General features: G+C 49.3%; 17 protein-coding genes. 9 read left to right on the top strand and 8 right to left on the bottom strand.

Translation table 11 applies throughout. From position 1 onward, the window contains the following. The first annotated feature begins 68 nt into the window (after nucleotides 1-68). The 6 genes from Q1A54_RS14660 (at nucleotide 69) to Q1A54_RS14635 (ending at nucleotide 9,124) form a co-directional block, all read left to right on the top strand. Nucleotides 69-1,286: a glycosyltransferase family 4 protein gene (locus Q1A54_RS14660; RefSeq protein WP_299989684.1), complete on the top strand. Its 1,218-nt coding sequence runs from the start codon at nucleotides 69-71 to the stop codon at nucleotides 1,284-1,286. A gap of 29 nt (nucleotides 1,287-1,315) precedes the next feature. After that, the gene (locus Q1A54_RS14655) at nucleotides 1,316-2,617 is read left to right on the top strand and encodes an O-antigen ligase family protein (RefSeq protein ID WP_299989681.1); all 1,302 of its coding nucleotides are present in this window, start codon (nucleotides 1,316-1,318) and stop codon (nucleotides 2,615-2,617) included. A 64-nt stretch (nucleotides 2,618-2,681) separates the two neighbouring features. Continuing rightward, nucleotides 2,682-3,617 (top strand): nucleotide-diphospho-sugar transferase, encoded by a 936-nt coding sequence (locus tag Q1A54_RS14650; RefSeq protein ID WP_299989679.1) that lies wholly within the window; start codon nucleotides 2,682-2,684, stop codon nucleotides 3,615-3,617. Nucleotides 3,618-3,730: 113 nt separating this feature from the next. Further along, nucleotides 3,731-4,570: a glycosyltransferase family 2 protein gene (locus Q1A54_RS14645; RefSeq protein WP_299989677.1), complete on the top strand. Its 840-nt coding sequence runs from the start codon at nucleotides 3,731-3,733 to the stop codon at nucleotides 4,568-4,570. A gap of 27 nt (nucleotides 4,571-4,597) precedes the next feature. Continuing rightward, on the top strand, nucleotides 4,598-5,866 hold the full coding sequence (locus Q1A54_RS14640) for a glycosyl hydrolase (protein WP_299989674.1): 1,269 nt from the start codon (nucleotides 4,598-4,600) through the stop codon (nucleotides 5,864-5,866). 618 nt (nucleotides 5,867-6,484) lie between these two features. After that, on the top strand, nucleotides 6,485-9,124 hold the full coding sequence (locus tag Q1A54_RS14635; RefSeq protein WP_299989671.1) for a PA14 domain-containing protein: 2,640 nt from the start codon (nucleotides 6,485-6,487) through the stop codon (nucleotides 9,122-9,124). Between the two features lie 183 nt (nucleotides 9,125-9,307). Here the strand turns inward: Q1A54_RS14635 and Q1A54_RS14630 are convergent, their stop codons facing one another. Together Q1A54_RS14630 and Q1A54_RS14625 are read right to left on the bottom strand one after the other, a co-directional pair. Beyond that, a complete protein-coding gene (locus Q1A54_RS14630; RefSeq protein ID WP_299989668.1) occupies nucleotides 9,308-9,787 on the bottom strand; it encodes a hypothetical protein in 480 nt (159 codons plus the stop codon). Nucleotides 9,788-10,130: 343 nt separating this feature from the next. Continuing rightward, nucleotides 10,131-12,413, bottom strand: coding sequence for a LamG-like jellyroll fold domain-containing protein (locus Q1A54_RS14625; protein ID WP_299989664.1), 2,283 nt, complete (start codon nucleotides 12,411-12,413; stop codon nucleotides 10,131-10,133). Between the two features lie 673 nt (nucleotides 12,414-13,086). On the opposite strand from Q1A54_RS14625, the gene Q1A54_RS14620 reads away from it, so the two are divergent. The 3 genes from Q1A54_RS14620 to Q1A54_RS14610 all read left to right on the top strand — a co-directional run bounded on the left by Q1A54_RS14620 (nucleotide 13,087) and on the right by Q1A54_RS14610 (nucleotide 16,993). Next, complete coding sequence (locus Q1A54_RS14620) at nucleotides 13,087-14,565, top strand: MBOAT family O-acyltransferase (RefSeq protein WP_299989661.1); 1,479 nt, start codon at nucleotides 13,087-13,089, stop codon at nucleotides 14,563-14,565. A 12-nt stretch (nucleotides 14,566-14,577) separates the two neighbouring features. Continuing rightward, nucleotides 14,578-15,690 (top strand): hypothetical protein, encoded by a 1,113-nt coding sequence (locus Q1A54_RS14615; RefSeq protein WP_299989658.1) that lies wholly within the window; start codon nucleotides 14,578-14,580, stop codon nucleotides 15,688-15,690. Between the two features lie 61 nt (nucleotides 15,691-15,751). Further along, on the top strand, nucleotides 15,752-16,993 hold the full coding sequence (locus Q1A54_RS14610) for a glycosyltransferase family 61 protein (protein WP_299989655.1): 1,242 nt from the start codon (nucleotides 15,752-15,754) through the stop codon (nucleotides 16,991-16,993). A 9-nt stretch (nucleotides 16,994-17,002) separates the two neighbouring features. On the opposite strand, the gene Q1A54_RS14605 is transcribed toward Q1A54_RS14610, so the two are convergent. From Q1A54_RS14605 to Q1A54_RS14580, 6 genes are all read right to left on the bottom strand, one after another. Next, nucleotides 17,003-18,217 carry a glycosyltransferase gene (locus Q1A54_RS14605; RefSeq protein ID WP_299989652.1) on the bottom strand — a complete coding sequence of 405 codons (1,215 nt, stop codon included), beginning with the start codon at nucleotides 18,215-18,217 and terminating at the stop codon, nucleotides 17,003-17,005. 101 nt (nucleotides 18,218-18,318) lie between these two features. Then, on the bottom strand, nucleotides 18,319-19,665 hold the full coding sequence (locus Q1A54_RS14600) for a Gfo/Idh/MocA family oxidoreductase (protein ID WP_299989649.1): 1,347 nt from the start codon (nucleotides 19,663-19,665) through the stop codon (nucleotides 18,319-18,321). 113 nt (nucleotides 19,666-19,778) lie between these two features. Beyond that, a complete protein-coding gene (gene rfbC, locus Q1A54_RS14595; RefSeq protein ID WP_299989647.1) occupies nucleotides 19,779-20,330 on the bottom strand; it encodes a dTDP-4-dehydrorhamnose 3,5-epimerase in 552 nt (183 codons plus the stop codon). Nucleotides 20,331-20,389: 59 nt separating this feature from the next. Beyond that, nucleotides 20,390-21,496: a CDP-glucose 4,6-dehydratase gene (gene rfbG, locus Q1A54_RS14590; RefSeq protein WP_299989644.1), complete on the bottom strand. Its 1,107-nt coding sequence runs from the start codon at nucleotides 21,494-21,496 to the stop codon at nucleotides 20,390-20,392. A gap of 79 nt (nucleotides 21,497-21,575) precedes the next feature. Continuing rightward, nucleotides 21,576-22,376, bottom strand: a complete 801-nt coding sequence (gene rfbF / locus Q1A54_RS14585; protein WP_007658941.1) for a glucose-1-phosphate cytidylyltransferase — start codon at nucleotides 22,374-22,376, stop codon at nucleotides 21,576-21,578. 301 nt (nucleotides 22,377-22,677) lie between these two features. Further along, on the bottom strand, nucleotides 22,678-23,499 hold the full coding sequence (locus tag Q1A54_RS14580) for a WecB/TagA/CpsF family glycosyltransferase (RefSeq protein WP_299989640.1): 822 nt from the start codon (nucleotides 23,497-23,499) through the stop codon (nucleotides 22,678-22,680). Nucleotides 23,500-23,501 lie beyond the last annotated feature (2 nt).

Genomic DNA, 23,501 nt, shown 5'->3' with positions numbered 1-23,501 from the left:
AGATGTGTCGACGGTTAGCCAGCCTTGTCTGACCTAATGCATACTAAATAACCTTAGGATAAAACCAAATGACTATAGGAGTAGCCGGACCCGTTAATTTACAAATACTTAACTGGGATCTTAAAGATAAAAACTTACCTCAGACCAATGCGTTTCCTCTAACCTCGCATTTCATCAATGCATTGCTGAAAAGAGGCTTTAAAGTAATTGCCTATACCAACTCAACCGAGATTGCGGAGCCAATGGTGCTGGAGAGCGGCAACCTCAAGGTTTGCATTAGCCGCCAGAAACCACAGCCAGGCCGTCGCCTCTTCCTTTTTGAGGTTGAGGATCTTCGTAAGATGATGGTAGCTCATCCGGCAGATTTTATCAGTGCATTCTGGAGCTATGAATATGCCTGGGCAGCCTTAAAAACAGGGAAGCCAACAGCCGTCAGTTTTCACGACGTTGCGTTCCAGATTCTGCTTAACATTCCGGATATGTTCCGGGTGGTGCGCTGGTTAATCAACTCCATTGTAGTCTCTAAGGCGAAGTATCTTATTGCCAACTCATCCTATACCTATAACCAATTGGCAAGGCGCACACAGAAAAAGACGCGCATCATCGACAATTTCTACACAAGCGAACTGGAGGAGAGTATACCTGAGCCGTTGATCAAGGGTAACTACATCACTACCGCTGTGCAGGGCTTTACACATCGCAAAAATGTGCAGAATGCCCTCCATGCCTTTGCGCAGGTACGGGCCAGACATCCCGAACTGACCTATCATTTAATAGGAGTAGACATGGAGGAAGGTGGCCTGGCGCAGCAGTATGCCCAAGCCAATGGTCTGACGGAAGGCGTGCGCTTTTTAGGCCCGCTGCCTTTCGACAAGGTATATCAGCAAATAGTGCATGCGCGTGTGCTGCTTCACCCCGCCCGGGAGGAGTCGTTTGGCATGGTGCCTCTGGAGGCCATGGTGGGGGGCACGCCTGTAGTAGGCGGCAGTAAAAGTGGTTTTATACCTGATCTGCTTGACCATGGTAAGGCTGGCCTGCTCTGCAATGTGGAGTCGCCCGACGACATAGCTGCTGCGCTGCTGCGGCTGCTGGAAGATGAGCAACTGGCTGCGGAAATGACGGAGAAAGGCCGTGCTTTTGCCCGTGCCAGTTTTTCTGAGGACGTGATCATAGACAAGCACCTGGCTTACTACAGCGACATAGTGGGCAGACCCATTCAGCCTGATAACTCACAGTACGAACCTGAAGACGCTTTACACCGTAACACCATACACACTGCCAAATAGCTGCAGTAGATGTTGGATTGCCCGCTACAATGAAAATTAACTACAGCTTTCTCTTTATTATCCCCATCGCCCTGATCCTGCTCATGGACAACATGTTCACGGAGCTGGCCTTTCCGAACAACCTGGAGGCGCAGGGAAACATGCTGAACATGCTGATGAAAGGTATGGCGGCCTTATCGTTTGGCTACAGCGCCGTGTACTTCATGCGCATGTCGCCTGTAATGCGGGTAGCGTTTGGACTTACTACGCTGTATGTGTTCGCGATGGTTTTTGAGTCGTATTACTTCTATGGCACCCCGATGGTATACCCGCACGTGTTCCAGAAGCTTTTCCTGTTTTACTTTATCTTCTTTGTCTATACCTTTTACAAAGGCAATTTTTACCTCAAGTTCTCGCATCTGGTTTGGTTCATCCTGGGTGGTTTCTGGCTTAGTGTGGTTGTGGTGCACCCCGATAAACTGAGCCTCGGCGCCTTTACCTCGCATGAGCGCGGAGTATACGCCTCCTCGGTTTATATGCTGGTCATTCCGTTTATGTATTTCCTGAGCAAGTACATTTTCGAGGGCAAGCTTTTCAGCTTGTTCATGGCTTTCTTTATCCTGGTGTCTATCGTGTTCTTCCAGCACCGTACCGTCTGGATCTCGACAGCAATCATTCTGATTGTTTACTACCTGCTGATCCGATTCAAGTCAGGTCTTTCCATCAACTTCGTCGCCAAGTTCATGCCCATCGGCATTGTGATGCTCATAGCAGGTATAGCGAGCAGCGCCTTTTTATTCTCCACCAACCCCGAGATCATCACCAAAATAGAGGAGAGCTTTTCTGACATCGAAAATTTTGACTCGCAGGGTACGGGAGGCTGGCGTTATATACAATGGATGTCATACCTGCCCTTTATACAGGATAACTGGCTGATAGGCATGCGCTTCGAGGGTTTCGAGCTGCCCATCCAGTTCTGGCGTGACGACACCAACGAACCCGTGTTTGACGACGGCCAGGGGCATCACTTCCATAGCTTTTATGTCGATGTGCTGTTCTATACAGGTTTTGTGGGATTGGCGATCTACTCGATCATGCCTATTTACGCTATTGCGAAAGGCTTGCGTTCCAAAGCGATGACCGTGCACCAGATCATCCTGGTAGCATTTATCAGTACAGGTTTCGTGTATGGTTTCTCTTACGTGCTGCCCGTATTCTACTATGCCATACTTGGCTGGACGATTGTGTACATGGAAGAAGATGGCGTTGAGCGAACGACCTACCTGCGCGACTTCGGCTCCCGCTGGAAGGCAAAAGCAATTGGACAGTACCGCAAATTAACAGCTGCCTGAGCGTAACAACTTCTGACAGCGATTTCAGTATACAATTCCAAACATATTGTTATACCTTAATATTATGAGTAATTCTATTCCCAATACCCCTTTGCACACACCTGTGTTGCTAATCATATTCAATAGAGCTCATACCACACAACAAGTATTCGACCGTATCCGACAGGTAAAGCCCTCGCGACTGTATGTAGCCGCTGACGGCCCGAGACCTAGTGTGGAGACAGATATAGAGAAGTGCGCCGAAACCCGACGCATTGTAGAACAGGTAGACTGGGACTGCGAAGTGAAAACGCTGTTTCAGGAGAAAAACCTGAAGTGTGGTGTAGCTCCGGCTACGGCAATAAGCTGGTTCTTCGAGCATGAAGAATCGGGCATAATTCTCGAAGATGATTGTGTGCCTTCTAAAAGTTTTTTCTGGTTCTGCCAGGAGCTTCTCGAAAAGTACAAGCACGACACGCGCATCATGCATGTCAGCGGCAACAACTACCTGAATGGCTGGCGCAAGGACAATGACTACTCCTATTACTTCTCGAACAAGGTGAATGCCTGGGGCTGGGCTACCTGGCGCAGAGCCTGGCAGCTATTCGATTTTAACCTCAGAGCCTACCCGGAGCTCAAAGAAAAAGGCTATCTGAAAGGGCTTTTCCTGAATAAGTTTGAAGAGACGTACCGCCTGAGCAAACTCGAGGAGGCATTTGCCAGCATTCCGAACGGAGACATCTGGGATTATCAGTGGGAGTTTACCGTGTACAGCAACTCAGGACTCTGTATTGTGCCAGAAGTCAACCTGGTCCGCAATATTGGATTCGGTGAGGATGCCACGCACACGTTTAACACGCATGATAACAAGGCACAGATCAAAGAGAATGAAATCTCATTCCCGCTGCGCCACCCTCGCTTTGTCGTGCGTGATATCGAGTCAGACACCAAGAACTTTAACCATTTGATTAAGGGTAAGGTAAGCTCCAAGCTAAAGAGTCTGCTGAGCTTTAATTTGTAAAAAAACTACTATTCCATAAGCTGATATTTTCGTAGACGGTACTGTCTGCAAGGTTTCGTTGCAAATTTGGCAACAGCAGCCGTACCCATACCTAAGCTTTATACCTGAATAATATGATAAGCATTGTTATACCTGTTTTTAACAGAAAAGAATACACCAGGGACTGTCTTCAGTCTCTAAAAAAACAAACCGACCAGCGTTTTAAAGTCATAATTGTAGACGATGGCTCAACAGACGGTACTGAAGATATGCTTCGGGAAGAGTTTCCGGAAGTGGAAGTACTCAAAGGCAGTGGCAACCTGTTCTGGACGGCTGGGGTGAACATGGGCATCCGGCATGCACTGAAGCAAGATGCGCAACTCATCATGACCATGAACAATGATGTGATTACGGATGAGCGTCTGCTGGAAAAGATGTATTACTGGCACGAGCAGAAACCTGCTGCGCTGCTGGGGGCACTCGAAATGGACGCCAATACAAAACAGCCCATTTTTGGAGGAGAACGGCTTAACTGGCTGTTGAACACCATCGACGAAGTACTCCCAACGCTATCAGCGGAAGAGCAGAAAGGCCTGCACCCTGTAACGCACCTGCCTGGTAGAGGCCTGCTTATACCTCGGGCAGTATTTGAGAAGATAGGGCTCTTCGACCAGGACCGCTTCCCGCATTATATAGCCGATTACGACTATACCCATACTGCCAGAAGAGCCGGATTTGAGCTGTATGTGAATTATGATGCAAGACTGCTCACGTATCCGGAAGAAAGCGGTGAGCGACAGATCAGAAGTGAAAAGAGCTTTAAAAATTACTACAAGCACTTGTTTGACTTGAAGGGTGGCGGCAACCTGCGTGACTTTACCAGGTTCACACTCAAGAACTGCCCCACGCCTTACATCCCATTTCACCTGGCGAATGGCTACACGCGCCGGCTCTTTGGTTATTTTTTAAAGTAGCACCACTTGGTTTACTAAACAATTGATTTGAAGCTAGATTCACCATACATTAAAATACTGAGCATTGCTATTCCCCTGTTGGTAGTAGCAATGCTTTTTACTTACTATTATACCCAGGGGCACCTTCCCGGAGCCAAAAGGAGCGCCAAAGCCACAACGGTTGGCTATGACAACCCGATCGTGATTAGTAAAGGAGGCACCTACTCCGGCAATTGGGAATCAAGAAATTCTGAGGTGGCCGCTGTGGAAATCAGGACATCCGAACCAGTCATCATTGAGAATTCAAGTATAAGAGGGGCCGGCTACCTGATTAAAAGCTGGGGGCACGCAGCCAATATTACTGTCAGACATACCAAAGGCTATGGTCTCACCCCCACCCCATGGATTATATATGAGAAGCCACGGCGTTTTTTGATCGTCAACGACTTCAAACATGTGGTGGTAGAGAACTGCTACATGGAGAATACAGCCGGCATCTACATAGGTGATGCATACAAGGGCGACAGCAGCCCAAACAACACCATCAAGATCCGCTACAACAAAGCCAGGAACATTGATGGACGTATTTATGATGGCTGGTACCGGTCACAATTTGTGCAGTTCAATTTCCGCAACTCAATACAGTATGCCGAGATTGCCTGGAACGAAGTAATCAACGAGCCAAACAAGTCGCTTGTAGAAGACAACATCAATCTTTCAAATTCACGAGGCACACCGGCTTCACCTATCCGCATCCATAACAACTACATCCAGGGAGCCTATCCCTACCCAGCTGACAGCAAAGACTACTCAGGTGGTGGCATCATTGCTGACTCCTGGCACGAAGACGGCATGGGCGATCCCAAGGAGGTAGCTACCGCCTATGTAAAAATACACGACAACCAGACGGTAAACCTCGGCAACTATAACTACGCTATCGCCGGCGGTAATAACATAGAGATCTATGACAACCGTGCCGTAAACGCCGCGCGCTTCGAGAATGGCGAAAAATTCAGGATGTGGACCCAAGGGCTCTATGGGTACGACTTTTATAAAAAGAAATCGACCTTCAACAACACCTTCCGCAACAATGTGATCGGAATCATGGGTCAGGACGGCAGAAACGACAACCATTATTTTCCGGATGGAACAGTCCAAGAGCGCAACAACACCTTCATTGAAGGTGAAATAACAAAAGAAAGCGAGCGCGCAGAGTATCAGCTCTGGAAATCTAAGCTAGAGAGGAATGATATCTCCCTTGGTCCTCGTATAACAACGCCTACCTCAGGATCGGATAAGTCCGTTAGTTTTCAGTAACTGGCTTACTAACCTGGCTTCGCGATAAATTCCCCGTCTAACGTTTTGCACTGCCTCCTCTGATTTACGACTCCGATTTTTATCCTCAAGCTACCGATCCAAAGTTATAACATCTATAAAAAACATAACGGCTAAACCCCCATTATTAAATATATTATATTTTATATATTAAGCATTTTCACTGAATTTGCCATCTAAAACCGAACTTGTATCTTATATTTTAGATTAATAATTATATGTATAATTATATGATTAATATCTATAATCATATTAAAAAGTTTGGACTTTTAAAATTTTTGTAACTTTTTTCAAACATCACCTCAGCAACAAAACACTCAAAACAGGCTTAAAAAGCACTTTTTGCATCTTTTATAAATTGAAATATACAAAGTGTCTATGATTTAAGTAAGAATTTATCATAAAAGACTGGTTTTTCTAAAAAATTCATACTTATATTTGCAACAACTTATATATGAAGATAAGGACAAGGATTAGTCTAGCTCAATATTTTCATAAAAAGCACCAGGCAGATTACCTGCTACACTTATAGAAAACGGTAGTTTACTTGGGGCCTTATAAGGAGTACATTTTTTAATTTTTCAACTTTTAGCCAAAAAGATGAATACAATTTCCACTAAGGTGACTAAGTGGACGGGGACAACTCTGTCTGCTTTCATGCTCACACTCGTAGCCTTTCTACTCTCGACAGGCTTCGTAAACGCCCAGACTTACAGCGGGCCATTAGTAATCACAAAAGGAGGTACTTACACAGGTAACTGGGAGTCAAAAGACTCTGAGGTAGCTGCTGTAGACGTGCGTACTTCTGAACCTGTTGTCATTGTCAATTCGAACATCAGAGGGGCCGGTTACCTGATCAAAAGCTGGGGCCATGCCGCTAATATTACTGTCAGACACACCAAAGGTTACGGCCTAACTCCTACCCCTTGGCGTGATTACAAGAAGCCACGCCGCTTCTTAACAGTTAACAACTTTAAGAACATTGTAGTAGAGAACTGCTACCTGGAAGGTACAGCTGGTATCTATGTGGGTACACGTTACGAGGGCAATGGTTCTACAAACGAAACCGTAAAGATCCGCTACAACAAAGCCAAGAACATCGACGGTCGCGTTCACGGTGGTGCTGAGCACTCGCAGTTTGCGCAGTTTAACTACCGCGGTAACCTGCCACACGCTGAGATTGCCTGGAACGAGATAATCAACGAGCCAAACAAGTCGCTTGTAGAAGACAACATCAACTTGTCAAACGCTCGTGGTACTTCTGCTTCACCTATCCGCATCCACAACAACTTCATCAAGGGTGCTTACCCAATCCCTGCTTCAGAAACTAAATTCTCAGGTGGTGGTATCATTGCTGACTCCTGGTACCAAGATGGCATGGGCGATCCGGCTTCAGTAGCCACAGCTCACGTGAAGGTATTTGACAACCAGACGGTAAACGTTGGTAACTATAACTACGCCATTGCTGGTGGTAACAACATCGAGGTATATAACAACCGTGGAGTAAACTCTGGTTTGTTTGACGATGGCACCCGCATGAACACACACAACGTAGGCCTATATGGCTACGACTACTACAAGAAGGGTGCTACCTTCAATGCCGTAATGCGTAACAATGTTACAGGCGTTATGAGCCAGGGCAACCTTTTCGACAAGAACTACTTCCCTGATGGTCTGGTTAAAAACGAGAACAACCCATACGTTGGTGGTAACATCACAAAGCAGCACGAGCAAAATGAATACAGCGCCTGGTTGTCAAAGCTGAGCCGCAATGGTATCGCACTTGGTCCTAACGGATCAGCTCCGGCTACTTCTCCGTCGCAGCCAACACAAGATGCGCCGGTAGCAACTGCACCTGCTGAGCAGACTCCATCTGCATCAACTTCACCATCAACTGGAACTACAACTGGTACTGCTGGTACTGGCAAGATCACGCGTGACTTCTGGTCAAACGTACACGGTTCAACCATCAGCGTGGTACCAGTGAACACGAACCCAACTTCTTCGAGCGCAATAAGCTCGTTCGAGGCGCCAACAGGCCAGGGCAACAACTACGGCCAGCGCATCCGCGGCTACGTGACAGCTCCTGCCTCAGGCCAGTACACTTTCTGGATCGCGGCCGACGACGTGGCTGAGCTGTACCTGAGCACAAGCGAGGACCCAGCCAAGAAGACGCGCATCGCCCTGTCAAGCACCTGGACCAACCCACGTGAGTGGACCAAGAACGCAAGCCAGCAGTCTGCCAAGATCACCCTGGAGGCCGGCAAGCGCTACTACATCGAGGCGATCATGCTGCAGGGCGGCGGCGGCGACAACCTGGCCGTGGGCTGGCAGTTGCCGGATGGCTCTATGGAGCGCCCGATCGCTGGTAACAGACTGTCTGAAATGGGAAGCACTGCTCCTGCAACAACAACTCCTGTAGCAACGGCTCCAGCAGCTACTACAACTCCTGTAGGCAAGATCACACGTGACTTCTGGTCAAATGTGCATGGCTCTACAATCAGTGTAGTTCCTGTGAACACAAAGCCTGTTTCAACTACTGAGCTTAACTCATTCGAGGCGCCAACAGGCCAGGGCAACAACTACGGCCAGCGCATCCGCGGCTACGTGACGGCTCCTGCCTCAGGCCAGTACACTTTCTGGATCGCGGCCGACGACGTGGCTGAGCTGTACCTGAGCACAAGCGAGGACCCAGCCAAGAAGACGCGCATCGCCCTGTCAAGCACCTGGACCAACCCACGTGAGTGGACCAAGAACGCAAGCCAGCAGTCTGCCAAGATCACCCTGGAGGCCGGCAAGCGCTACTACATCGAGGCGATCATGCTGCAGGGCGGCGGCGGCGACAACCTGGCCGTGGGCTGGCAGTTGCCGGACGGCTCTATGGAGCGCCCGATCGCTGGTAACAGACTGTCACCAATCGAGACTCTGACAGCTTCTGCTTCTTCATCACTTTCTGCTGAGACAACTGATACGAACATCAGCTTTGAGAAAGTAAGCGCTTATCCTAACCCATTCAACGACGTGGTAACACTCGACCTGGGCAAAGAGGAGATCAAGCTGCAGGAAGTAGTAATCCTGGATCAGGCTGGCACAGTAGTATACAAAGAAGCTAACCTGAAAGTAGAAAACAACAAGCTGGTGATGAACCTGGCTGCCAGCGGTCTCAGAGCAGGTCTGTACTTCCTGAAGTATACTGACAACGCCGGTAAGAGCGCTACAATCAAGCTTATCAAAGAGTAAGCTTGGCTTAAAATAAAAATGGATCTTTCCGAACTCTTATAGAGGGGTAGAAACATAGATCCCAAAGTTGGCCGGTGTGCCTACTGGAAATAAGAAAACTCCCGCCTTAGTCGATGTATTGACTAAAGCGGGAGTTTTTCTTTATTCACACCATGCTTAAAGCACAGGGTATTTCATGCAATACTAGTTTTTGCGAACAAACTTCCAGGTATACAAACCAAGTCTGGATGTTGTTTTTTCTGATTCCGGCGCCTCCTCTGGAAAGCCAGCCCATGGCTTTTCCTCTACCCAAGTCATTTCCGTATCTGAAATAGAAGTTACTTTATACTGTCCTTTATCATTGCCCCGCTGTAGTTCGATGATGGTGGTATCGGCTGGGTCTGGGAAACTGTAATTCATTACTTCTGGAGTGCCTCCTGGTACAGTAACAGTCAGGCGTTTTCCGTCAAAACTGAAGTTTGTCTGGTATTGAACTGAGTCAGTGAACATGACTTCATCATCAATTGAATAATACACTCTTTTGATCATCGTGTTTGTCCAGTCGCCACGCATCTGCGCATCAATTTCCGAAACTGCTGGTTCAACCGTTTCATTGTCGTCGTCGTCACTGCATGAAGTGAAGACAAGAGCAAATAATATTGGTAATAGAAATAACTTTTTCATAAAAAATTAAAATTTAGATAAGTAAAGGCATTTTAAACTTGATGATAATTCATTGGTAAAACGGAGCACATGTAATGTTTTTTCACCCATAGTACGAACCGCGCTTTGCAGGGTTTATTAAAAATTTCATAAATACAATATTAGATTCATAAGTGGTTGTTATTCATTACGATATAGAAAATTTAAAAGTTTTAACCGGAATTTTTATCCATTTTTAGAACGACAGTTTCTAACCCTGAACAGCATTAAAGACCATTACTTGCATGCTTCCCCACTACCAGGTTGATAAAAGGCCCGTTCCCATAATGTAGGTTATACTTCTCCTACTATGGTTTAGACTGCACTAGCGGGCCACCACTAGCTTACGATTAAGGGTTTTGTTACTGCCAGCCACCGTCAGGTTGTATATACCTGGCTTTAAAGACATACCGACTGGCAGTGTCAGGCGTAGCTCCCCAAACTCATCGGTTCGGACCTGCTGGCTGAGCACTTGCTTGCCGGAGGCATCCGTTATCATAAAGGTCACATCTTCGCTTTCTTTCAGGTTGGCGATCTCAATGGTCACCTCGTCCCCCACTGCGGCGGGATTCGGGTATACCCTAAAGGATGATGCAGCTGGTGAGCGGTCTTGTAACAGTATGGTGTTGGAGTAGGAAAAGGTACCATCCAGCCGAACCAGCCGAAGCCTGTAATACCCTTGCTCTTTAAGCGGCATGTCGTCGGTAAAGGTATAATCTATGGCAGCCGTAGTAGTGCCGGAAGCTTTCACCTGCCCAATAGCTGTAAAATTCTCACCGTCTTCGGATCGCTCTACCTCAAAGAAATCTGTTCCAAGCTCATAAAGTGTTCTCCATTCTAGGTTTACAATTTTCTGATTAAGGGTTTCTCCATCTGTATAGCGCCCCTCAAAGCTTAAGAACTCAGTCAGGTTGTTGTATACATCAGCGAAACGCTCCCTGATTTCCTCCGGCGAAAGTGCTCTGCCGAAAAGCTTCACCTCATCCAGCTCGCCTTCGTAGTGATAACTGTTGAGCATACTGGCGTTAAAGTAGCCAATGGTAACAGGCGAGCGGCTACTAAATCCATGATCGTGTGCAAAGTTGCTGGTGGCTATTTGCTCACCATCCACATACAGTCTGATAGCTCCTGAGTTACCCTCCCGCACCACTACCAGCTGATGCCAGGATCCGTCGTTAAGCTTCGGGCCACTGTTCCCCACATAAGCACCTTTAAACTCGATGTCGGGCAAGTAAAAGCCGGCTCGTCGGTCTTTGTCGAGCCCCAGCCACCACTGCGACGGAGAGTCCGTGGCATGGCGACCCATCAGCACCTGGTTCTGGGCTTCGCTACTTCCTTCCTTGGTTTCTGTGCGAAGCCACAGTTCGATCGTAAAAGTTTCGTTTGCCTCCCAGTCAAAGTTCGGACTACCGATCACATCAAGCCCGGTGTCACGTCCATTAAACCGCTGCCCTCCGCCTACTACGCCTTTTACCGGGGCAGGACGGCTTCTTGCCTGTGCAATGGCATCGATAGGCGTATACACATCCCGGTAGTTAGATCCTGAAGATTCATTCAGCATCCAGTGGTGCAGCATCCCTATCCCCTCTTCCGTGGCAGCCTTCACCTCAATTTGAAAGCGTTGCGGGGCGCTCTCTCCCTGGCTGTTATTCGCTCTTACCTCTACTGCAAAGTTTCCGGCTGTTTGTGGCACCCAGGTAATCAAGCCCGTACCTGCATTGATCGTCATTCCAGCAGGGCCTGAGATCAGAATATAGCGAGGATCGGGTTTGCCTGACGCATTTACATCATACTTGTATTGCTGATTAACCGTGCCGTAGGTAATTGGAGTTGACACGATTTCGGGTCTGGTCACTTCGGGGCCACAGTAACTGCCAGCCCCCTGATTGTAGCGGTCACGCATTTCCTGCTCCGACAAATTGCGGTTGTAAACCAGCAATTCATCCATTACACCATCAAAATAGTACTTGCTGTCGATATCGATGAATCCGATTGTGGTTGGGCTGGAAGACTCCATACTTCCCCTATAAGTCTTTTTTTCACTGACCCTGTCATCAACTCTGAACCCATCTACATACAGCTTGCTGATTTCATTGGGTCCATCCCGAACGACCGCCACATGATGCCACTTGCCATCAAATAAGTTTACAGCTTTGAGATAATCTCTTATGGTATGTGGCTCACCATAATTATCCTGCATATCAAATACGGCATATCCTTCAGGGCTGACACCCAGCCACCAGGCTGTTAACCCATCGCCTGATTTACGGCCGATAATAACCTGATTGGATGATTTACTGTTTACCTGCACCCATACCTCTATGGTAAAACTGGTGTGGGGTCCCCATTGGAAGTTTTGGATAGGGGTGAACTGCAGGCCAGTGCCTGAACCGTTAAATCGTTGACCACCGGCAAAGCGGCTGCTGGCAGGTTCCGGGCAAGCAGCACAGTTTGCGCTTGCATTCGTCACGTAATCAGAATAGCTGCCAGCCACTTTCTCGTCCAGTCCAAAGTGATGCACCAGGCCGGGAGGACAGTAAGTCTGGGCCAGCGCCATATCCTGAACTGCAAAGCTTAGCAGCAGGCTAAGTGCAGCGACGGAGGCCATGGTGCGCCTACAAGCTAACTGAAAGGAAGATAGGTATAGAAAGATGTACCTTGAGGTGGATGCTATCATATAAGCTCACTAAGTATTTTGTCACGGCGTTTGATTAATCTTCGCCAGTTTATATCGGGTTGTTAAGCGGTATCAATTAGAGCTGAACAGCTGTCGTTCTAAGCAAAATGCTAGTTTACAACATTGCATGTCCTGTACGAGGAGTATAGAGTTACTGTTGTATTAGAGTACAATAATATTACGCCGTAACCGCCCAGATGTTCGGCTTTGTGGTATACTAAAATTGTCCATAAAGTGGCTTACCCGAAAAGAATGCTGAAGAGGGGATTATGAAGCTTTATCTGTATCTAAGGCAGGCCCGGTAACACAACATACCTGCGGCGGGCTCGTGCAGTAAGATGGCTGTTAAATGAGTAGATACAATTTTTTTGTTGTATGAACAGCCATTTCGGATCAGATGCGTATAGAAAGCTGCACAATAAATCCGGTGCATTTATACCGTTATAAAAATATATACTGAAATCCTAAACCTTTTGGTCTGACTCCTAATATAATAAAGGAAACAGGTTCTGTTTTTATACCCTGCCGCAGGATACGGCCTGACTAACAGCTACCAGAAGACATGGGATCACACGCTTCTCTTTATCCATAACAGCGTCTATATATGTTATTTAACTCTACTGAATTTTTCATATTCTTCCCGGTAGTAGTTACGCTCTACTTTCTAACGCCCCCAAATCGCAGATGGCTGATCCTGCTGCTGGCCAGTTACTATTTCTATGCTTCCTGGAAGCCGGCCTACACCCTGATCCTGATTTTCTCAACTTTGGTGGACTACGGCTGCGGACGCGCCATGGGCAGGTATAGTGACGAGGAAAAACACAAACGCAAACCCTACCTCTGGATCTCGCTGCTCTCTAACCTGAGCATACTCGGCTTATTCAAGTATTACAATTTTTTTAATGAAAGCGCACGCGATGCGGCCTCTGCCCTGAACATGGACTATGCTATGCCGGCTTTTGAGCTGCTGCTGCCCATGGGTATCTCCTTCTATACCTTCCAGACCATGAGCTACTCCATTGATGTGTACCATGGGCGCATCAAACCGGAGCGGCACCTGGGCGTATTTGCACTGTTTGTGACGTTCTTCCCGCAGCTGGTGGCAGGCCCTATTGAGCGGGCGGGTAATCTGCTCGGACAACTCAAGGCCAATCATGCATTCAGCTACGAGCGCATAGTAGGTGGCCTGCGGCGCATGGGCTGGGGCTTCTTCAAGAAAATCATGATCGCGGATAACCTGGCCCTGATGGTAAACCAGGTATACAACAACCCGACTGACTACGAGGGCATTACCCTGATCATCGCCACCATCTTTTTCGCCTTTCAGATCTACTGCGATTTCTCCGGCTACTCCGACATAGCCATTGGGGCGGCACAGGTCATGGGCTTCCGTTTGATGGAAAACTTCCGCAGACCCTATTACTCCAAGAGTATTTCAGAGTTCTGGAGCCGATGGCACATCTCCCTCTCCTCCTGGTTCCGTGACTACCTGTACATTCCGTTGGGGGGCAACCGGGTGGTGAAGTGGCGCTGGTATTACAATCTGTTCATCACGTTTTTGGTGAGTGGCCTGTGGCATGGCGCCAACTGGACCTTTGTGATGTGGGGCGCTTTGCACGGCTTTTACCTGGTGTTTGCTATCCTGACAGCGAAGCAGCGTGATGCCTTGGCTGATAGCATGGGCCTGCGAAGCCACCCACTGCTTTACAAATGGGTGCAAGTGTTGAGCGTATTCGCGCTGGTGCTCTTTTCCTGGGTATTCTTCCGGGCCAACTCTATTGGGGAGGCTTTCTACATTCTACAAAGCAGTGTGGCAGGTATAGGTAACATCCGACAATTGATCGCAGGTATAGACCTGCAGCACATCCTGTTCATGGACCAGGGTTTCAAGGTATTTGCGGTGTCTGTCATTTCGATCATGATCATGGAAACGGTGCACCTGATCCAGCGCCATGGCAGCGTATCGCAGCTGATTGGTCGCCGACCCACCGTGGTGCGCTGGGCGTTTTACTATGCGGCCATCATCGCAGTGCTGCTTTTTGGGCAGTTCGGACATCAGGAATTCATTTATTTTCAGTTCTAACCAGCACAAGAGATGAAAAATAAAGAGGTGAAAAGGCTTTTAAAGAAACTGACGCTGCTTGTGCTGCCCTTCGTACTATGGCCTTTTGTAGAAGCAGTCGTGCTTCCCATGAACTTCTTTACGTTTAGGATTTGGGAGACCATCTCTGTGAACAGTGTACGCCTGATGTCAGGACCATTTTACCCGAACATGCACATGCGTATGGAGGAAGAGGGCGAACTGGCACCTCGCACCGCTTATGCTGAAAAGAAACAGGTGGAATGGTACACAGACCCTTACGGCTACCGCAACCGTGATACCAAAGCAGAGGTCTTGCTGATCGGAGACTCCAACATCACAGGCGCCAAGCTCTCACAGGAAGAAATTCTGGCTGAAGTACTGGAAAAGCAATTGGGCAAGGAAGTGTATTCCTTCGCTCCTGCTACTGTTAACCGCTTTCTGGGCACCAAACGCTTCGAGGAAAATCCTCCGGAGATTGTGGTGGTCTCGAGTATTGAGCGCCGCATACCGGAGCTGCCCGCCGTGGGCGCCACAGGCATTGGCAACAAGCTGCGCGACCGCACGGGCGCTGTCATCAATTCATCTAAAGTATTGACCTGGATGGCGGTGACAGCGGACCGCATCTCAAAGCTGGCGCTCTACCATCGCACACTAGCTAACATCGAGCGGACATTCGGAAAAAAAGAGTACATCAATTATCAGAATGAGTTCTTTATGGAAGGCGAATATGCCAACCGAACCTTCACAGATGACGAAATAAACCGCATAGCCGACGTGCTGGAAGGTTACAAACATGCGCTGGCAGAAAGAGGCATCCCATTTGTGTTCATGCCCATTCCAAACAAGGAGAACATCTACCACCAAATGCTGCCATCAGCCAAAAAGCCGGACTTTCTGCCTCGCCTGCTGGCTGAGCTCAGGAGTAGAGACGTACAGGTGGTAGACACACAAATCACCTTCGAGCACTTGTACAAAAACGAAAATAAGAAGCTGTATCCTGCAGATGACGGGCACTGGAACAACACAGCGGTGGCCGCTGCCGCCAACTTGCTGGCGCGACATTTGCAGCAAACCGATGACAGCACGGAAAATAACACCCGACACCTGGTAAAACAATTAGATTGATGGTGTAACACAGCCAAATTAAAATAACAAACGTATAGCAACTATTACCTACCGTATATATATGAAACCAAAGGTATTTTACGATAAATCTACCAATCGTCTGAAGAAGATACTTGGCCGTATCATTCCCCATAACACCCGTTTCAGACCTAATGGCGTATGCCAGATCAATACAGAAAGTGCAACCACATGCACCGATTCCGAAGTGAAGGTGCATCGCATATACCCCAACCTGACCACCCCGCTTGAGATATCCGAGGATCTCTATGAGGCTTGTTCTGATTACTGGAAGCCCAAGCGCAGTGTCACCACTGACTACGTAGTGGTGGAGGTACCCGACGGCCGCATTTACACAGACAATGAGAGCAGTGTGGCCATCGTTTCGCAGCAGAACCGCATTATCGAGAATGTGTCGCTCAGCCTGGTAGAAGGTAAGGCAAAAGGTGCAGAGACGAACAACATCTTTACTCAAAGCTATTTTCAGGCACCTACCCGTTTCAAAGGCACTGTGTTTAGTATGCTGACCGGTGGTGCCGGCCTCAACAATATCGGGCACTGGTTTCTGGACGTGCTGCCACGCCTGCACCTGCTCCGCGAGAGCGGCCTCTACGACGAAGTGGACTGGTTTCTGGTGCCTAACACACGCTACAGCTACCAGACCGAAACGCTGGAACTGCTGGGTATACCTGCTGAGAAGATCATCACAGGTATAGAATACCACCACCTTACCGCCGACCGCATCATCGCTTCCACGGCACCGCGAGGTAATCACACCCTGGTACCACGCTGGCTGGGCCAGTATATCCGGGACTCATTCCTTCCGTTGGTGCAAGATGAAGTATTGCCTGCTTCGGAGCGGGTACCATACCTGTACATCAGCCGAAGTGATTCAGCCATACGCAATGTGTTGAACGAAAAAGAGCTGCTGGAAGCCCTCGAAGCGTACAAGTTCAAATCAATCGTCTCGAGCAAGTATAGCATTCTGGAAAAGATCAGGATGTTCTCACAGGCCAAAGTGGTAATATCGGCTACAGGCGCCGGTCTGATCAGCATGTTCTTCTGCAAGCCGGGCACCAAAATCATTGAGATCTTCCATGAAGGCTTTGTGATAGAGCCATTCTACGACATAGCCACTAAAATCGACCTGGACTATGACTACATCATCTGCAAAGGTGACAGAAAGGTACACGATGCCGCAGAAGGACAGCGCCAGCACCTCCGTGTAGACACCGACCAAGTGGTGGAGATACTGAAGAAAATGCGAAAAAACTCTGAAAAGAAAAGTAATGTGCAGACCGTGTAATTCTGCCTGCTATGAAAGTTTTGCCTCTGCGACCTGGGTTGCAGGGGCATTTTTCTTTTTAGCCCGGATGACGTCTTCGTAAATGGAAATGAGCAGGCGGTAGTTGACTTCGGGAGTGTACTTCACCTCGTAACTCTGGCGGGCAGCAGTGCCCAGTTGGCGGATCAGACGTGGGTACTGCTGCAGATGATGTACGCGTTCGGCTAGCTCCTCCGCCTTCCCAGGACTATAGTGAAGTCCGTTTACGCCATCTTCAACGAGTTGCGCAGCCCCACCCATTTTGGCGGCAATAACCGGTGTTCCCGTCGAAAAAGCTTCTATAATGGTCATCCCGAAGGTTTCCAGCCACTCCGAAGAAAAGATCAGCCCACGTGCACTTTTCAGTAGCTCCAGCACCTGCTCCCGGTTTTGGAAACCCAGGTACTCTATACCTGGGTTTGCAGCCGAATATTGCTCCACACGCTCCCGGAGCGGACCGTCGCCCACGATTTTGAGCGGAAAGTTTTGCAGCGTGTGGGCTCTAAGCAGCGTTTCTATACCTTTTTCAGGCGTTAGGCGACCGACATACAGGAAAAAATTTTCCCGCTCGGGGTAACCCCTGCCCAAGTCCTGGGTGAAGTTGGGTTTCACGGCCAGTTGCTTTGGCTTAAGTTTGAGGGAGGAATTTCGGAACAGCTCAGCGGCGGCAGGCGTCAGGGCGATGAATTTATCCACCTTCTGCTGCCATGTGCCGAACAGTTTATGCATGCCGGTGGTAAGCACCACCGATGCCGTTTGCACAGCCGAATCGCGGTATACCTTCTGACGGATGGCACCCAGCGGAAAAGTCTTGTGCAGATTCTCCATCTGCACCTTCCCATTATAGTAAAGCAGGGCGCTCGGGCAAACCAAACGGTAATTGTGCAGCGTCATTACGATCGGCACCTGCATGCGCTGCGCCACATAAAATACGGCTGGCGAAAGCAGCGGAAAGAAATTGTGCACATGGATCACATCCGGCTGAAATGCCTTTATCCGCTCTTCTACCAGCTTCGCGCTACCCGAATTATACACAACGCCCAAAGCAGCTTTTAGCTTTTCAGGCAGACTGTTAACCTCTTTGTTTGAAAAGGTCAGCTTCTCCACCTGATGTCCGTGCTGCTCCAACAGAGCCGCTTCGGCATGAAAGACGGTGTCTTCCCCACCTGCCTGTTTGTAATAATTATGTATGATCAGAATGCGCATTGTGCAAGTAAGTTGTCATGCATACGAAATCCCGCCCGGGCCATACCTGACAGAGGCGGGATTTTGCCTTTGAATTTATTCTATGTCGCCACAGCGCCAGATTAGGCCATTGCGGTTTTATTCGGTTCCTGCTCCTTCGTCTCAGCGAGAGCGGAGGCAAAGTATTTCCGCTGTTCCTCCCGCAGCTTGTCGATCGTCCTACCCTCCGGTAAAATTACGTCATCGTAGGTCAGCACCTGGTCTTTCGGGATGTCTCGCTTCAGCACGCAGCCTTCGGCTACACCTATTGGCAGCAGGTTCTCGCGCTCGGTCACATCAGCGTTTTCGCACAGACCATAGGTCATGTAATGGCCGATGCCGTCGATGGTCTCACCGGCTTTCAGATTCTTTTTGGCGGCCGTTACTACTTCTACGTAAGGACGGTCCAGTGGCGTGAGAGCGGCATCGTTGAAGAGGACCGCTCTGGCAATGGTGAGTGGCACTTCGAGGTGGCACAGGTGGTACGGGGTATAGAAACAGTACAGTGGCCCCTCTCCCATCTTGTAGTAGTTAAGGTAATGCTGTTGCCGTGGATTATCCTGCGTAGCAAGCACAAACACGCCGCCAGCCGGCTCGGCTATACCTACCACATAGTCCACAATACCCGGCCCCTTGGTGAGTTCCTCCAGCGGAAACAAATTCACCGACTCCCGGATGTTGGCCCCCTGCGGCGCATAAGGGCCTAGCATACCTCGTTTGGCTACACGCATACCTGTTCCGTTTGCGACAATGGCCTGTTCGAAGGAGATCTTGGTGCCGTCGGCAAAAGAAGTCACCATGGCGGGGTTCTGGCCCCAACGCTTGGCAAAGCCCTCTTGTGTAGTTGGGTTACGGTAAGGGTCGTGCAGACCTTTGATGTTACCGCAGAGCACTGGTTTCATACCAATGGACTTCACGTAGCGGTACAAGTTCATGATCACACCGGGCTGGTCGCCGTCAACATTAGTGAATACGACGCCCGCCTTGTCAGCATATACCTTCAGGATCGGGCCAACTGTGCCGTCGACCTCCGCATCCATCATAATGGTATGCTTGCCGTTTTGGATCGCCTCCAGCGCCACCTGCGCCCCAAATTCTACGGCACCGGTTACCTCCAGAATAGCATCTATACCTTCTGCACGGCATAACAGCATCGGGTCGTTGGTGATGCTATACCTGCCGTTGCGAATGTTTTCCTGCAGGGCTTCCACAGTGTCCACTTCTTCCACATCGGCTATACCTGCCTCGTTGTAGGTCTCGCGGGCACGCTCGATGGTTCGGTTTGAGATCGCCACCAGCTCCATTCCCGGCACGTGGTACTTGATTTGCAGGGCCACACCTTTGGCCATAAATCCGGCGCCCACCATCCCTACACGGACAGGTCGGCCTTCAGCTTCTCGTTTGGCTAATGCTGTATCTATAATGATCATAGTTCTTCTTTTAAAATGCGCTTTTGTAAAACGGCTTTATTCAGTTTCAAACAAGCTATAGGTATAATTCCGAAATCTAATATCTACTACCCCTTACCTGTTGTCAAATTTACTTACAAAGCAGACTGCTCCGGTATAGCTTCCAGCAAAGGATGGTTCTGGTCCTTTTCTGAGATGATCTGGGGCTCCATCGGCCACTGAATGTTGAAAGCCGGGTCATTCCAGCGGTGGCCACGCTCTGCACCGGCCGCATAAAAGGCCGTCACCTGGTACATCACGTCTGAGTTGTCTTCCAGAGTCAGGTAGCCGTGTGCGAAGCCTTCCGGTACGTAGAGCATGCGGTAATTGTCCGCGGTTAGTTCCACCCCTATCCATTGCTTATACGTCTCAGAGTCGGGACGCAGGTCCACGATCACGTCATAGATAGCACCGCGGGTGCAACGTACGAGCTTGGTCTCAGCGTGCGGGGCCAGTTGCATGTGCATGCCGCGCAGGGTGCCTTTCTTGTAGTTGTAGCTCACATTGGCCTGCACCAGGTTGGTGTTCAGCCCGTACTGCTCAAACTCCTGCTGGCAGTAAGCCCGGCCAAAGAAGCCACGCTCGTCTTCCAGCTTCTTAATGTCGATGATGTAGGCGCCTCTTAGTTTGGTTTCTGTAAAGATCATGTGTTTGATGTATTGGAAAACACCTGCAAGGGTTGCTTTGCAGGTGCTTGTCGTTCAGATTAAGATGGCAGGTATGCAGGCTGTTCTTCACCCAGGTATTCCGCGATCTGCCCAATCGTGAATTCCTTGATGTCGGTTATACCTTCGTGATACGTCTTATACCAGCCGATGGTGCGCTCAATGGCCTGCGCCGAGTTGTATTTTGGCGTCCAGCCCAGCTCTACTAACGCCTTGCTGATGTCGAGCTTGAGCAAACCGGCTTCGTGCGGCTGGTTCTTGAGTTCCGGCTTGTCGTAGCTGCCCGAGCCCCATACCTGCAGGGCTTTCTGTACCAGGTCCTCCACCGGACTATTGTCACCGGCCTGCGGACCAAAGTTCCAGGCACCGCCAAAGGCTTTTGGGTCCTGCGCCATTTTAGCACCCAGCAACAAGTAACCACCCAGTGGCTCCAGCACATGCTGCCACGGACGCACCGCATTCGGATTACGCACTGTTACTGGCTCCCCTACCCGCAGTGCACGCACAATGTCAGGTATAATACGGTCCTTGGCCCAGTCGCCGCCACCGATCACATTACCGGCACGGGTGCTGGCGATTGCTTTCTGATGCTGGTCAAAAGCTTCCAAGTGGAAGAACGAGCGGGTATAGGACGAGATCACCAGCTCCGCACATGCCTTGCTGGCGCTGTAGGGATCGTAACCGCCCAGTTGGTCCGTTTCACGGTAAGGGTAAACCCATTCTTTGTTCTCGTATACCTTATCCGTCGTGATCAGCACCACCGAGCAAGGCTTCTCCAATTTGCATACCGCATCCAGCACATGGGCTGTACCCACGGCGTTTACTGCGAAGGTCTCCGAAGGAAACTCGTAGGATAAACGCACCAGCGGCTGCGCTGCCAGATGGAAGATAAAGTCAGGCTGAAAACGCAGCACGGCGTCTTCTACGGCTTCTTTGTCCCTTATATCCGAGATCACTGACTCGCATAAGCTGTCTCCATCGATGAGGTGGTACAGGTCTTCCTCGGTTTCAGGTGCAAGGGCATAACCCATCACCTCAGCCCCCAGCGAGTGCAGCATTTGCAACATCCAGGAACCTTTGAAGCCGGTATGACCAGTCAGAAATACTTTTTTGTTTTGATAGGTCTGCTGCAGAAATTCTCTCTTCATCAGCTTATGTTTCGCTAAAAGGTCAGGTATAGGATATGTTATACGCAGTTGCCAAACAATGTGCTATACCCTTTGCCCTTTAGGCATTTACAGGTTGGTTTTGAATCACTTTGTACCAGGGAGCTTTGCCTTGCTGGATCAGCTCTTCCAGATAGTTCTTGTCACGAAGCGTATCCATTGGCTGCCAGAAGCCTGTGTGTTTGAAAGCAGCCATCTCCCCTTCGCGGGCCAATCGTTCCATTGGTTCGCGCTCCCAGGTGGTGTGGTCGCCGTCGATGTAGTCAATCACGGATGGTTCCAGCACAAAGAAGCCACCATTGATCCATGGCTGTTCGCCGCCTTCCGGTTTTTCCTGGAAATGACGCACATGGGTATCCTCTCCGGACAGCGTGAAAACGCCAAATCGGCCTGGCTGCTGCACGGCAGTAAGCGTGGCCTTGGTGCCCTGCTGTTTATGAAACTCAATCGCAGCGCTAATGTCAATATCGCTCACACCGTCGCCATAGGTCAGGCAGAACGTTTCGTCACCGATGTAGTCGCGCACACGCTTCAGTCGTCCGCCAGTCAGCGTACCTTCGCCTGTGTCAACCAACGTCACTTTCCACGACTCTGTGTTGTTCTGGTGCACCTTCATGCTGTTGGTGCTCATGTCGAAGGTCACGTCTGAGTTATGCAAAAAGTAGTTGGCGAAATACTCTTTGATCATGTGGCCTTTGTAGCCACAGCAAATCACAAAATCATTGATTCCATGGGCTGAGTATATTTTCATGATATGCCAGAGGATGGGTTTCCCGCCGATCTCCACCATCGGTTTCGGCCTGATACCACTCTCCTCACTGATGCGGGTTCCATATCCGCCTGCCAGTATTACAGCTTTCATTAATTTCTAAGGGTTTGGGGTGAACTTCAGTTTTAAATCTGTCTTCTATACGACAATTACTATATTTTGATTATGATATTGCGGAATTTATAATCGCAGGCAGCTATGTTCTTAAGTATCAGAACTTCGCGTGTTATAACACACCTCCACCTGCAATTACTAGTCCTTATACCTGCATTTGGCTGATAAGTTGAGCTTAAGTCAGAAGCTTTTCAGACACGCTTGCAAAAAGCTTTAAGAGAACTGATGAAAAAAATGCGCTGAGGTGGTGCTATACCTACGCAGCGCATTTTTGGTCTTGCTAACCCACCGTTACGGCAGTAGCTTTATTATGTTTATCCCTGGGCCAGAGCATGTCTTTTAGCGTCAGGTATACGAAAGTGCTGTTGGTAACCAGGTAGCGTTTCCAAAGCCGTTTGGGCTCTTGGTACAGCCTGTAAGTCCACTCCAGCGACAGGTCTCGCGCCCATTTCGGCAGGCGCTTTTCCAGTCCCGCGTATGTCATATACGCTTGTCCAACCCCCAGCATACAGGCCTTGACGCGGCCCTTGTGCTCAGCCATCCAACGCTCCTGCTTCGGACAACCCAGTGCTACAAACACCAGGTCAGCGCCTGAGTCGTTGATCATGTCCACAATCGACTGATCTTCCTCTTTTGTAAGTTGACGGAAAGGTGGTGAATAATGGCCTGCTATCCTGACATCCGGGTGTTTTGATTTTGCAGTAGCCACCACAGCTTCCAGTACATCGTCAGTGGAGCCGTAGAAGAAGACCGACTTGCCCCTGGCAGCGGCTTCCTTGATCAGGCGCGGCATCAGGTCCATGCCTGGCACGCGGTCCTGCTTGTGGCCGTACTTCAGCTTCATCAGCTTTGAAAGTGGCCCACCGTCAGGTGAGGCAACGTCTGCTTCGTTTAGTATTTTATTGAAGTTCGGGTCTTGGTACGCTTCCACAAGCATGTGCACATTGGCAAAGCATACGTAAGACGATGTCCTGTTTTCAGTCATCCAGAAGACCTGCTCCACAAACTCGTCGAAACGACCCGTGGTGATATAGGAGTTCAGGAGGCGGCGCTTTTGCTGTAAGGGTGCAGTTGTTTTGCGCAGGGTGTTTGTCTCAGTCATTT

It is taken from the genome of uncultured Pontibacter sp., assembly GCF_947502515.1.
Classification (GTDB): Bacteria; Bacteroidota; Bacteroidia; order Cytophagales; family Hymenobacteraceae; genus Pontibacter.
The sequence above is the reverse complement of the archived record's forward strand: the minus strand, read 5'-3'. Positions and strand labels throughout refer to the sequence as shown.